Source organism: Bacillus sp. FSL K6-0972, from assembly GCF_037976035.1.
Classification (GTDB): domain Bacteria; phylum Bacillota; class Bacilli; order Bacillales; family Bacillaceae; genus Bacillus; species Bacillus haynesii.
This window is the reverse complement of record NZ_CP150260.1, coordinates 2,236,164-2,249,284: the sequence shown is the minus strand read 5'-3', so window position 1 is coordinate 2,249,284 and position 13,121 is coordinate 2,236,164. Positions and strand designations below refer to the sequence as shown.

Annotated in this window: 12 protein-coding genes; 6 read left to right on the top strand and 6 right to left on the bottom strand. The window is 42.6% G+C overall.

Features of this window, described 5'->3' with window-relative positions:
* Nucleotides 1–77: 77 nt before the first annotated feature.
* Nucleotides 78–1,565: an aldehyde dehydrogenase family protein gene (locus MKX80_RS11200; protein ID WP_154996753.1), complete on the bottom strand. Its 1,488-nt coding sequence runs from the start codon at nucleotides 1,563–1,565 to the stop codon at nucleotides 78–80.
* Nucleotides 1,566–1,832: 267 nt separating this feature from the next.
* Here MKX80_RS11200 and MKX80_RS11195 point away from each other — a divergent pair, with 267 nt between their 5' ends.
* The 3 genes from MKX80_RS11195 to MKX80_RS11185 all read left to right on the top strand — a co-directional run bounded on the left by MKX80_RS11195 (nucleotide 1,833) and on the right by MKX80_RS11185 (nucleotide 3,422).
* On the top strand, nucleotides 1,833–2,042 hold the full coding sequence (locus MKX80_RS11195; RefSeq protein WP_268343278.1) for a DUF6501 family protein: 210 nt from the start codon (nucleotides 1,833–1,835) through the stop codon (nucleotides 2,040–2,042).
* 434 nt (nucleotides 2,043–2,476) lie between these two features.
* Nucleotides 2,477–2,821 carry a PH domain-containing protein gene (locus tag MKX80_RS11190; protein WP_020451808.1) on the top strand — a complete coding sequence of 115 codons (345 nt, stop codon included), beginning with the start codon at nucleotides 2,477–2,479 and terminating at the stop codon, nucleotides 2,819–2,821.
* Between the two features lie 112 nt (nucleotides 2,822–2,933).
* On the top strand, nucleotides 2,934–3,422 hold the full coding sequence (locus tag MKX80_RS11185; RefSeq protein ID WP_043928037.1) for a TraR/DksA C4-type zinc finger protein: 489 nt from the start codon (nucleotides 2,934–2,936) through the stop codon (nucleotides 3,420–3,422).
* Between the two features lie 417 nt (nucleotides 3,423–3,839).
* On the opposite strand, the gene MKX80_RS11180 is transcribed toward MKX80_RS11185, so the two are convergent.
* Nucleotides 3,840–4,157, bottom strand: coding sequence for a hypothetical protein (locus tag MKX80_RS11180; RefSeq protein ID WP_268343279.1), 318 nt, complete (start codon nucleotides 4,155–4,157; stop codon nucleotides 3,840–3,842).
* A 1,441-nt stretch (nucleotides 4,158–5,598) separates the two neighbouring features.
* Between MKX80_RS11180 and MKX80_RS11175 the strand changes: the two genes are divergently transcribed.
* Nucleotides 5,599–7,062: a serine hydrolase domain-containing protein gene (locus tag MKX80_RS11175; protein ID WP_182070521.1), complete on the top strand. Its 1,464-nt coding sequence runs from the start codon at nucleotides 5,599–5,601 to the stop codon at nucleotides 7,060–7,062.
* Between the two features lie 301 nt (nucleotides 7,063–7,363).
* Nucleotides 7,364–7,990 carry an FMN-dependent NADH-azoreductase gene (locus tag MKX80_RS11170; protein WP_339226788.1) on the top strand — a complete coding sequence of 209 codons (627 nt, stop codon included), beginning with the start codon at nucleotides 7,364–7,366 and terminating at the stop codon, nucleotides 7,988–7,990.
* Between the two features lie 43 nt (nucleotides 7,991–8,033).
* Here MKX80_RS11170 and MKX80_RS11165 read toward each other — a convergent pair whose 3' ends face one another.
* The 4 genes from MKX80_RS11165 to MKX80_RS11150 all read right to left on the bottom strand — a co-directional run bounded on the left by MKX80_RS11165 (nucleotide 8,034) and on the right by MKX80_RS11150 (nucleotide 9,988).
* A complete protein-coding gene (locus MKX80_RS11165) occupies nucleotides 8,034–8,549 on the bottom strand; it encodes a DinB family protein (protein ID WP_268343328.1) in 516 nt (171 codons plus the stop codon).
* A gap of 121 nt (nucleotides 8,550–8,670) precedes the next feature.
* Nucleotides 8,671–9,135, bottom strand: coding sequence for a YndM family protein (locus MKX80_RS11160; RefSeq protein WP_182070523.1), 465 nt, complete (start codon nucleotides 9,133–9,135; stop codon nucleotides 8,671–8,673).
* A 21-nt stretch (nucleotides 9,136–9,156) separates the two neighbouring features.
* Complete coding sequence (locus MKX80_RS11155) at nucleotides 9,157–9,282, bottom strand: biofilm-forming protein (protein ID WP_154999747.1); 126 nt, start codon at nucleotides 9,280–9,282, stop codon at nucleotides 9,157–9,159.
* 100 nt (nucleotides 9,283–9,382) lie between these two features.
* On the bottom strand, nucleotides 9,383–9,988 hold the full coding sequence (locus MKX80_RS11150; protein WP_154999748.1) for a TetR/AcrR family transcriptional regulator: 606 nt from the start codon (nucleotides 9,986–9,988) through the stop codon (nucleotides 9,383–9,385).
* A gap of 298 nt (nucleotides 9,989–10,286) precedes the next feature.
* Here MKX80_RS11150 and MKX80_RS11145 point away from each other — a divergent pair, with 298 nt between their 5' ends.
* Nucleotides 10,287–12,953, top strand: a complete 2,667-nt coding sequence (locus tag MKX80_RS11145) for a phosphoenolpyruvate synthase (protein WP_268311316.1) — start codon at nucleotides 10,287–10,289, stop codon at nucleotides 12,951–12,953.
* The last annotated feature ends 168 nt before the right edge of the window (nucleotides 12,954–13,121 follow it).

The following is a 13,121-nucleotide window of genomic DNA, read 5'->3' as shown; positions in this document are numbered from 1 at the left end:
TATCTATAAATGTTTACTTCTATAAAAAAGAAAACCGCCCTGATCGACAGGGCGGCTGCAGAAACTCATGTCTTGCGTTATTCGCCTGTATGAATCCAGACGCTTTTTACTTCTGTATAGTTATCCAGAGCGTATGAGCCCATTTCACGTCCGAGTCCCGACTGTTTGTAGCCGCCGAATGGGGATGCGGCGTCAAAGGCATTATAGCAGTTGACCCAAACGGTACCGGCTTGCAGACGGTCGGCGATATAGTGGGCGTTTTTCAAATTTTCCGTCCATACGCCAGCAGCAAGGCCGTATTCGCTGCGATTGGCCCGTTCGATGACTTCATCTACCGTTTCATAAGGGATCGCCGCCAAAACAGGACCGAAGATTTCTTCTTTTGCTATTGTCATCTCGTCTTCGACATTGGTGAATACAGTCGGAGAAACAAAGTATCCCTGTTCATAAGGGCATGTTCCGCCGGCTGCGATTTTCGCACCTTCCTGGCGTCCTTTTTCAATATACGAGAGGACGCGTTCGTGCTGCTCTTTGCTGACAAGCGGTCCCATTTGCGTGTCTTCATGAAGGCCCGCACCTTGGCGGAGTGATTTGGAATAAGCGGCCATTTCTTCAACGACTTTGTCATATTGGTCTTTATGGATGAAAACGCGCGATCCCGCACAGCATACTTGACCCTGATTGAACATGACGCCGGTTAGTGCGCCTGGAATCGCTTTCTTCAGATCGGCGTCAGGGAGGATGATATTCGGCGACTTTCCGCCGAGCTCAAGGGTAACCCGTTTGACCGATTTGGCCGCTTTCTCCATAATCTTTTTGCCGATTTCCGTTGACCCTGTGAATGCCAGTTTGTCAACAAGGGCGTGATCGGTCAGAGCTTCTCCGGCCGTCTCACCGAAGCCAGGAATGATGTTGATGACGCCTTTCGGGAAGCCTGCCTTATCGATCAGCTCCGCTAAATACAGAGCGGAAAGCGGCGTTTGTTCCGCCGGTTTTAAGACAACCGTACATCCGGCTGCAAGCGCGGCTCCCATTTTCCACATGGCCATCAGAAGCGGGAAGTTCCAAGGGATAATTTGCCCGACAACTCCGACAGGCTCATGTCGTGTATAGTTGAAATAAGGTCCGTTAACAGGTATCGTCTGCCCGGTTATTTTCGTCGCCCAGCCCGCATAATAGCGCATATGTTCAATTGACAGCGGAATATCGCCGGCGGTCGTTTCGCTGATCGGCTTCCCGTTATCCAGCGTTTCAAGCTGAGCCAGTTCCGTTTTGTGTTCCTCCATCAGATCGGCGAGTTTGTACATCAGCCGGCTTCTTTCGGCCGGGTTCATCGTCCGCCACTCACCGCGGTCAAAGGCTTCCCGCGCAGCTTTTACCGCTTTGTCGACATCCTCGGGACCTGCTTCATACAAGGTGGCGAGCGTTTCACCAGTCGCCGGGTTTGGGGTCTCAAACGTTTTGTTTGAGGCGCTGGCTACAAATTCCCCGTTAATATAGAGCTTCTTTGTTCCCTGCAAAAATGACTCCAGCTTCTTACTGACCTGCATCGTTAATGAACTCATGTTTGTCAAACAAACCTCCTTTAAGATTTTGGTCTGTCTTCAGGTGAGTTGTCTTGGTGCTGGTTTGTCTTTTGATTCGGTCATTACGCGGATGAAAGAGGGATATATTTCTGATTTTGGAACTATACACCACCATTCTATAACAGGGAATGAAACCAAATCAATATTCATGCTTGGCAAAATCACATTCGCCAGCAGAGCGCATTGCATTTCGGCGAAAAAACGCTACAATGGAAACTATACACGTATGAAAAAGGAGACATCCACATGATTCACGAAAAATGGCAGAACAATAAAACCATTAAAAAAGTAAAGTGCATACATACCGATGCCAAAAAGTACATCGTCAACAGAGCGCTGACCGTCGGTAACGTTTACGAGGTCAAAAACGAAACGGAAGAGTTTCTGTTTATTATCGATAATACAAGCAAAGTCGGCGGCTATTACAAAGAATACTTTGAAGAAGTAAAAGCCTGAATTCATTCGCCTGGATCATCAAATCACACATGAAGGGTTGTTGAAGAAAAAAACACAGGCCTTCCTAAAAAATCGGCTGACTGAATCGGAAGCAGGAGCAAGTGCCTGATACGTACACAAAAGGCATGATAAAATCGTCAGAAGAGAACCGCAGAGAAGAAGAACATCTTGCTGCGGTTTTTTGTTATAACCGTTATGCACCTTTTGATTGATAGCAAACGAAAAATAAGCTGAAAAAACTGATAAAAAAGTTGAAACCTCACGCGTCCGCCGGGCGTATTAATTGATAGTAAAAACAAACATATAGAGTTAAAGAAATGTAATCTGCTCGTAATTGTTTATAAATCAGGGTTATCGTATCCTTATTAGTAACTGACAGCATACTTTGCCTTGTGCATAAACATAAATTGGACACATAGAAAGAGGGGTTTTGATTGGGCGTTTTTTCAGCAAGCAAAACAGCAGACGGCAAAAAATTTGAACCGCTGCTTATAGAAGGAGAAAAAATAGAATCGGTTTGCAGACTAAGAATAGATCAAATATGTTTTACGAACAAGCGGATTATTTTTTTTGATAATAAACTGTTTTCCAAAAAGAAAGTCCGCGTTTTCCTGCCGTACAGATCGATTGAAGGCTTTGCAATCAGAGAAGTCAGCATGTTCAATCCAGACAGTTCTCTTTCTCTGATGACCAGCAGCAAAATCTTTGACCTGGAATTTACGAAGGATACCGACATGCTTGAAATTCAAGCGCTGTTATCAAAATACTTATGTGCATAAACCGTAAAGGCTGTTCACCGCTTGTCCGCGTCTGAACGGCCTTTTTATTTTGGAAAGGCGGGTTTTTCTCCCACGAAATCGGGAAAGGAAGAAGAAAGGAGGAGGATCAGCCATGCCATTAACACAAAAACAAAAAGACCATCTCTACCATAAATTAATTGACTTAAAACAAAGCCTTTCCCCTGCAGAAGGAACAGATCAGTCGATGGCGGAAGAAACGGGCGAGCTTTCAAACGGAGTTGACAATCATCAGGCTGACCATGCCGGCGTTTATTTTGAACGAATGAGAGAGCAGACCTTCCGGCAGACGGACAGAAATTTATTAAAAGAAGTGGAAGACGCCCTCAAGCGATTGGAAGACGGCACATACGGAATATGTGAAGCAACAGGTCAAGAAATACCATATGAGCGCCTCGAAGCCGTTCCATATGCAAGAAAAACCGCGGAGACTCAAGCTGAAACAGAAAAAAGAAATCAAGAGGGGGAAGGATATGACGAGCAATTTACACGGCAAATGAAGGATTTGACAAACAGAGAAACGATGGATCAAAAGCGTTCATATGCTTACGAACGTCTTGATGAGGAGCAGGATTCAAAATAAGCACCCGCAAAAACAGGGTGCTTTTTTCTATGGCTCTGTTTGTTAAAAGAGATGTCCTACAACTGTCGACGGGGAGTCAAGTACTCGACACAATAAAACATTTATCAGTTATCGGAGGTTTAATTGCAGCTATTGATATTCTAGAGAAAAATCCGGACATCCAGGAAAAGTTACACGAAAACGAAAAGTACTTACTTAAGAGACGGCATTCAACAAATAGGTCTTAATGTATTACATAGTGAATCACCTATTATTCCAATTATTCTTCCAGATCGCGACACAACTTTACGTTTTGCAGACTCACTTCATCAAGAAGGTGTCTACGTTAACCCAATTCTCCTCTTCGCATACCTGTTTCTAAAGCTACTAAGACGAGCACATGAAATTCTTCCTCTGTGTGTGCTAGTAGATATGTTCTTAGCTTTTGGAAGTCCGTAATGGATAACGCTTTGTTTCGTTTCGTTTCGATAACTCTTTCACACGAGGTTTGACAAGTTCTGCGAAATCATTCGTGAGATAACCACGAGCGTAAGCGTCACGAAGTGCCATTTTGACTTTTATTAACAAGCTGCGAGTGGTACTGTGAGAACGCTTCTTTGCGTATTCATCAATTTTTCTTTGCACAACAATGTCATTCATATCTTTTAACTGAATATTTCCGAATAACTTTCTAATAATTCCTGACGCTTCTAGGTATCTTTGAAACGTAGCTTTTTGTATATCATTTTTCTTCACAAGATATATCCAGTGTTAGTTGTTTGAAAGAATCTATGCCTAAGTCAAATCTCTTTGTTTCTTCCATCAATCTGATATAAAAGTCTTTTTTTATCACCTTTTTTATCCAATTACTTGATATATCTCAAATTTCCGCCACAAAATTCCAGCACAGGACATCATTTCCCTTACCGTATCAACGGATTCCATACTATTATTCTCTATTTCCTACCTCCCTGTTAGATATGGGGAGGTAGAATGGTGTCGTTGCTACGCAACGACAAGCACACCGCTTTCACTTGCTCGCTTTTGCTGCCGCTTGCGGAAGCGGTGTGCTTCGGCTGTTTTTCATAATTTCTCCATGCACTCACTTCCATTGTGAAGAATGAAGCACTATTTCTATTTATCTCGCTAACCGTTCGTATTCGGTATCTCGGCGCTTATCAATCGCTCTGGAATAGGCTTCCATCATGGCGATATATAGTAGATTGTTTTTACAATCATTAGTCCACATAACAGCTTTTACGGTCAATACTGCTCGCTGTTTTATCAACTACAATGTTTAGAGACTGCTTGTATGTCTCGCTTGAAACAAGTCATCTTAGGTTTCCATTCATGAATGTAGTAGTTTCAAACTTCTGTATTTAGTTGTATGGGAGTATTTTTAAATAATTTCTTTCAAAGACAGCTTATGAAGTGATTTTTCGCGTGTAGAAAGGTTTTAGTATGACTATTCTCACAAAATAAATATCACGATATGCAATGTTGTTTTTCAAAAAAATAGCTCTTCATACATCGCTCTTTCTCATTTTTATTTTCTCGCTTGCTAAGTTTCTGTCTATTTCTTTGTTACGGTTAATATCATATTACGATTTGTATTGGAGTTGTAGGGGGGCAAAATAAATCTTTATTTGTTCAATGTTATTATCGCATGATGAGTTGTGATATTGTGTAATATCCTTATCATATCAACTATTAGAGAGGGAGAAAAAAGTATCAAATTCTGCAATGAAATTCTTGCTGCAATAAAATTCTTGCGGACATATTGTCATAGGGGCATAATCGATGTTGAGTGAGAGACAGAACGCCGATAAAGTATAATATCTGGATATAAAACGAAGAAACAATTGCTTGATGGATTGTAGACATTAAAAATCATGTGAAAGCATTGAATATACACCTATCAAAATCTTTTACATTAGCAGAAAAATAAGGAGATTTACATATAATCATGTTTAATATGTAAATTTCTCTATTATGTTTATCAAAGATAAGGTAATAGTTTTTACGTACTGCGCCATAACTCAATCTATCTTTTTCCATTTTATTAATCTCATTACATATTCAGAAATAACCTTTTCCCCTGTATAATCGGTATAATGTGTCTGCTTTGAAATGAAAAAATATAGTGGCATCATGATCACAGATAGCGAGTCAATATTTTATTACTGGGGGCTGTCTCATGAGAAGTAAGATGATAATTATAACAATAATCACAGTATTTATGTTGTTTGTTGGATTTAACACCTCAGCCTATGCATTGACAGAGGAAGAGTCTGTTGCAATCCAATCATTATTAGAAGATGCTAGGCGTATATCTGGCACACCGGGCATGTCAGTTTCAATACAATCAAGGGATGATACCTATTTCTTTTCATCCGGCTATGCAAACTCTGAGGAAGGGATTTTGACCAATGAAAACACCATATGGGAGTTAGCCTCCGTCAGCAAAGCTTTTACTGCTTTAGGAATTTTACTTTTGGAAGAGCAGGGATTTTTGTCTATGGACGATTCGGTTGTAGAGTATTTACCTTGGTTCTCATTGCGATATCAGGGACAGCCCGTTGACATGCAGAGTGTTACTTTGAATCATTTCCTTCATCATACTACAGGGTTAATCAATAGGTATCATACTCAGCATATCCCAGAGGGAAATACACCAGATATGTTGCAAAAGACCGTTGAAATGTTAATAGATGCCGAAGTGGTATTTCCACCTGGCGAAAGATATGAATATGGGACGGTAAATTATGATGTGCTGGGCTTGGTGATAGAAACCGTATCGGGACAAAGCTTTGAGGATTTTATGGAAGAACAAGTATTTCGACCACTGGGGTTGTATGAAACTTATGCGAATAGAGGTAAGGTACAAGCGACAGGTCAGTTGGCACAGGGCTATCGTTCCGCTTTTTTCATGACGCTGCCATATGATGCACCGGAATTTAGAGGAAACACACCTGCTGGGTATCTGTTTTCGTCCTCTCAAGACATAGCCCGTTGGATGGGAATTCAATTGGGAATTGTTGAAGATATTCCGGAAATCTTTCAAGGGCTGATTGCAAAATCACATGAGGGCAATAGGTCTGTTGCGGCTGTGGATGAACTGTACTATGGGGCGGGGTGGGTCGTGAATGCAGATCAGACATTCAGCCAACACGCAGGTGGTAATCCAACGTTTGCAACAAATATATTCTTATTCCCAGAAGAACAGCTAGGTATCTCTCTATTATCCAATAGTGCCAGTACAAATATTGACATGTTATATAATATTAAGGATATTTTAGACGGAAATATCTCCCAAAGCTATCAAATGAGTTTGATGCAGATTTCCGATATCGCTCTATCTTCCGCTACAATTGCTCTAACATTACTAGCAATTCTATTTTTCTTTTTAGGGGTGCGTAGAAAGAAACAGAATAGGAAATTACCGTTAACGAAAAAGAGATTGACACTCATAGCTTTTTGGCTTGTGACTACAATTTTTATAGGTATCCTATGCCTAATCCTCCCCACAATATTTGGGGCTAGTTGGAGGTCATTTCTAGTTTGGCAAACGTATAGTTATCTAACCGCACTGATTGCGTTGTCTTTACTAAGTGCAAGTATCACTTGGTTTGTATATTGTTATCGCTATAAATGTTCCTAATGAGATGTGCCATTGTAACCTAAACGAAAACTTTTTTATTTGCTTCGCAGCATATTCCGACCACGCATAAATATGCTACATAATATAATATTTTATGCTTGAACTTAAATAATGTTGTATTATCCGAACGAAAGTTCTTGCTGATATGAGCAATCGTTTGTTTTTTATCAAATATGAACAGGGCTTTTTTGATAGAAACATATTTTGGCATCAAAATAAATGAGTTGACTTTCTATTTAAATGAAAGTAACATACTATTTGTAAGTAAATATTAAAACGTTAGCAACGGGAGGAAAATAGAATGTCTAAAGTATTGTTTGTTAAAGCTAATGACCGTACAGTTGAAGAAGCTGTATCTGTTAAACTTTATGAAGTGTTTCTTAACAGCTATAAAGAAAATCATCCAAACGATGAAATTGTAGAGCTTGATCTTTACAAAGAAAACCCGCCGTACCTGGGCAGAAATGCCATTAACGGGACATTTAAAGCAGGAAAAGGCATGGAATTGAACGAGGATGAAAAAGCTGCTGCAGCTGTAGCGGATCGTTACTTGGACGAATTCGTCAAAGCCGATAAAGTTGTTTTTGCATTCCCTTTGTGGAACTTCGCCGTTCCAGCTGTACTTCACACTTATGTGGACTACTTGTCCCGCGCAGGAGTGACATTTACATATACTCCTGAAGGACCTAAAGGCCTGATGGGAGACAAGAAGGTTGCTCTGTTAAATGCAAGAGGCGGCTTCTATTCTGAAGGACCGATGGCTGCAATGGAAATGTCATTGAACTACATGAAAACCGTCATGGGCTTCTTCGGTGTTCAAGACCTGCATACCGTTGTCATCGAAGGACACAACGCTGTTCCTGACGACGCTCAAAAGATTATTGAAAACGGCTTGGCAGAAGCTAAAAAGCTTGCAGCATCATTTTAATTACGAAACCCTTGTTCCAAAAGCGGAACAAGGGTTTTTTTACTTATGTCGTTTGCTTCATGCTTAATAAATAATAAACATAGTCCGTCGGCACACCTGCTTCACCCATTTGTCTCAACATCGCTGAAATGTTGCCTCTGTGATAAGTGCCGTGGTTGACCACGTGATGAAGGAGTTCGCTAATAGGCGTTTTGATTTCGCCGAATGCTGGATGTGCAATCGTGATTTCATCATCGGGGTCTTCAAGATTTTCAAAAAACGTTTCATATTGAAGCGCCGTGTCATGAAAGATGGAAACGAAGTCATCGATCTTTTTTTCCTTTAATTCTTCTTTCAGCCGCATGCCTGTTTCCTTTGCTTCCTCGTAAGGGGCTCCGGATATAACCTTAAGCCATAAGGCGTCAGCAAAGCACATATGGGTAACAACCTCAGATACAGATTGAAAAACGCTTTTGATTTCCCGGGTAAACAGCTCTTCAGGCAGGCTTTTCAGGTGGCTGAGAACCCTTTGATTCGCCCAATTGTGATAGTCTAAATGCTTTAGTGCGTTATGTGTCATACTTTTTGTCCTCCTCACTTTTTTAATATCAATTCGTGAAAAAGACGCATATTCCTTTAATTAAGAAAAATACCCCGGGGCATAAAGAGTAAAAAACCTGCCAATCGGCAGGTTTTCGTGCTCATTCTTTGTCCTGTTTTTTGGATGGGGTAACCGGATAAAGCTCCTCAGATGCTTCGCTTTGATACTGCAATGAGCCTCGCTTTTCCCTGTTTTCCCGGTTTCCGTTTTTCGTTTCGTCCAAAACGTTGGCTTCCATATAGCGGTGGAAGAAATATTCGAACACGGTGACGCCGATCGCTGCTACGATTGAAGCTGCAGCAAGCGTACCATACGGCGGATTATTTTGCATCGCGAGAATCGCCCAGATCAATACGAGTGAAAGGCCAAAATCTCCCATTGTCGCAGTTGTATTGTTTGTTCGCGGCAGCAGCAGAAGATCTCCGATCAAATAGGATATCACACCCAAAAACAATGTCAAAACAAACATTTCGCCGAATGGAACGCCAAAAAACAGAGTTAGGACCACATATAAAAGGACAAGGCTCACAATGAATTTTAAACACAACGCTCTTACATGCTTCATTTCGTTTCCTCACCTTTCAGCTTATTTTAAAGCATTCCTGTTTTGTTGCTGTTTATTGCTTTTGTCATCCTGCTGGAATGCACTTTCTGTTTCGTGATCGTTTTTCAGCTGCTCGAGGCTGCTGTTTTGAATACCTTTCTTCTGCATGGTCTCACCACCTTTTTCACTATATTTTGGATTGTTTTTGATTTCTTATACATTTCACGAAAAAAGCAAAAAAGAGGGTACATCCCTCTTTTGAAGCCAGTCATTTATTTCTCAGTCCTGCCGCATATGCAGGGCCCATTCCGGTTATTTTTGATAAGATGAGCGCCATATCATGTGGCGACTCTTTCATGCCGTTTTCCAGCCATTGCTGCATGACGCTGATATGAGCGCCGGTTATGTAGGAAATCAAGTAGTCCTCCGGCACAATCGGATTCGTTCTGATCGCTGCTTTCAGCCGTTTTAAATTGATGCTCAAAACCGATTTAAATTTTAAACGGAAAGAACCCGGGCCTTTAGGGCCTAAAATGGCTTTCATAAAAACCTCGTTTTCTCTTATGTATTGAAAAATGTCGACGACGAATGTCAGCGGATGGTCAATCACATCCTGTTTTAATATGTCCATTGAGTGAATCGAGCGTTTAGCAATGTTATTGATCTCCTGGATGATTTCCTCCTCGCTTTGTTCCAGCAAATCGTATTTATCTTCGTAGTGCAAGTAAAACGTGCCGCGGTTAATATCGGCTTTCTTCGTAATGTCTGTGACGGATATCTCTTCAAACGTTTTATTTTTCATCAGTTCAGAGAGTGCGTCTCTGATCATTTTTTTCGTGCGTTTTACCCTGCGGTCCTGTTTTTGTTCAGTCATTCAAATCCTCCTGACGGTTCATGAAAATCAACAATTTCCATAATTGTGTTGAGAACTTAACATTTGCTGATTGATTGTTCATTGCGTTCTCCTTTTGCGCAATTATAATAAACATGATGAATATTAATCAACATAGTGTTCATTTTATACGTATAAAAAAAGGCATGCCGCGAAAGACAAAGTGTGTTGAAAGTCCTGGCCGGGGAAAAATAAATCGTCCAAACAGTCAAAACAGCTTATACAACCCGGAAAATGCGGCGTCAAATTGCTGCAAAAAGCGGTGTAAGGAGAGGATAGAATGGAGAAATACGTGCTGTATTTCAATGAAATCGATCAATTTGATTTGCCCGATGTCGGCGGAAAAGGGGCGAACCTCGGGGAAATGACAAAAGCGGGCTTTCCCGTTCCTCAGGGATTTTGCATATCAACTGCAGCCTACCGTGCGTTCATAAAAACAAGCGGCATCATCGACAGCCTGCTCGATCAGCTTGAACAGCTCAAGCATGATGATCTTGAACAGATTCGGACTGCGGGGAAACAGATTCGTGAACATCTTGCTCAGGTCCCCGTGCCTGACGAGATCAAATCGGCGATATTGGAGGGCATAGATACCACCGGCAAAGATAAAGCCTATGCCGTCCGCTCCAGTGCAACGGCTGAAGACCTGCCGACGGCTTCATTTGCGGGGCAACAGGACACCTTTTTGAACGTCTGCGGGAAAGATCAGCTTCTTGATGCGGTGAAACAATGCTGGTCCTCGCTGTTTACGGACAGGGCGATTTCCTACCGCGCGAAAAACGGTTTCGACCACCGCTCTGTCTTTCTGGCAGTCGTCGTTCAAGAGATGGTTTTTCCCGAGGTTTCCGGAATTATGTTCACGGCGGATCCGATCACGGGGCACCGCAAAACGATTTCCATCGATGCAAGCTTTGGCTTGGGTGAAGCGTTGGTGTCCGGAGTCGTCAGCGCTGATCTGTATCAGGTTCGGTCAGGTGAAATCGTCAAAAAACAACTCTCGAAGAAAGAATCGGCTATCTACTCAGTACCTGAAGGAGGAACCGTCCAGAAAACTCTCTCTCCGGAAAAACAACAAACACAGGCTTTGACGGATCCAAAAATCTTCGAATTGGCAGAACTGGGGCGCAAAATCGAGGCCCACTACGGCAAGGAACAGGATATCGAGTGGGCTTTTGCCGGCGGTAGCTTTTACATTCTTCAAAGCCGGCCGATCACATCCCTATACCCGGTCATCCGCGTTTTTGATGATAAGCCGCACGTATTGATTAATTTTGGCTATATCCAAATGATGACCGATCCGTTGAAACCGCTGGGCGTATCGGTTATCAGTCAGGTCCTCCGATTTTTAAAAAAAGATCCTTCGGCACAGCCGATTCTTCGCGAAGCGGGAGGAAGGGTGTTCGCCGATATTACGGGTGCTCTCTCCCTCAGATTCGTCCGAAGCCGGCTGCTTAAAGTATTAAGCGGCATGGATCAGTTGATGGCATCAGCTGTATCGGACGCAGTCAAGCGCAAAGAACATCAGCATTATTCCATCTCGAGAAAAGGTATGTTTCATATTGCCGGGAGTTTGGCGCCGATTTTGATTCCGGCAGCATTAAAAGTTGCCGGAATCCTGCTGATGAGAAACCCCGATAAAGCCGAGAAAAAAGCGGAATTGATCATTGAAGCCATCGTGACGGACACCGAGGAGAAGCTTAGCCGGACTTCCGGTGCCGAGACGATCCACTTCATCCAAAAGGGAATGGGAAATATGCTCCAAGACGTGCTTTCAAAGGTCGCTGTATATGTCTTGAGCGGAATGATTGCAGCCGGATTGCTCGAAAAAAAGCTGAAAAAGAAGCTGGGGGACGAGAAGAGCGCTATTTTGCTGGCGAAATTGTATAAATCCCTGCCTCATAATGTTACAACGGAAATGGGTCTTGAGTTAGGAGATCTTTCCGATCAGGCGAGAAAGCATCCTGATGTCATTGACTATTTCAAGCGTGCAAACAGCGAAAACTTTATGGAAGAACTGCTCAAAATCCCCGGCGGCGCCGAATTGAAGCACGGTTTAGACGATTTTCTGAAAAAGTACGGGATGCGGTGCGTGGGAGAAATCGATTTGACAAGGCCGAGATGGGCCGAGGCTCCGGTTCAGCTCGTTCCGTCCATACTCAGCCATATTCGGACGGCTGTTGCCGGGGAACACAGGAGGAAATTTAAACAAGGCGAAATGGAAGCTGAAGAGGCAAAAAAGGAGATCATCTCTCAATTTCGTTTTCCAGAAAAAAAGAGAATCTCCCGGCTCGTTCATATGTACCGAAGCCTGATGGGCATGCGGGAGCATCATAAATTTACACTTGTAAAACTAATGTTTTTATACAAAAAAGCCATTCTTAAAGAAGCCCACACCCTCGTTGAAAAAGGGATTCTCAATTGTGAAGAGGATGTCTTTTACTTTACGCTTGAGGAGCTTATCGCGCTATTGGAGAATCGCGGTATCGGGGATATTCCGGAATTGTTAACAGACAGAAAACGGCAGCATATGTTCAATCAAAAGCTCAAATCCCCCCGCGTGATGACGAGTGAAGGGGAGATCATTACAGGGAAGCTGCGAAACGCAAAAAGTCCTGAAGGAGCTCTCACAGGGACACCGGTTTCTGCGGGAATCATCGAAGGGACCGCCAGAGTTGTGAAGAGCCCTGAAGACGCGAAGCTGAATCAAGGGGACATTTTAGTGGCGCCGTATACTGATCCGGGCTGGACTCCGCTTTTTACTTCAGCGGTCGGACTGATTACGGAAGTGGGCGGTATGATGACTCATGGTTCAGTAGTAGCAAGGGAATACGGCATTCCTGCTGTCGTCGGGATCGACAAAGCGACAGAAATCATAGAAGACGGCGCTTACATCCGAGTCGACGGAACAAACGGGTTTGTTCAAATATTGGACGGTGACGGCTCGTGAGCTACTTAAATAAAGGCTCTGTTATAGGAAATGTTGATATTTGATACCTACTCGAATCCTTGATATAATCAAAATAGAAACAAGTGTTCGATTGAGTTGTCAAGGCGAGCAAGGTGTTTAGCAACTTTTAATGAACAAGGCAGGATATAATAGAGATAAATATCATTT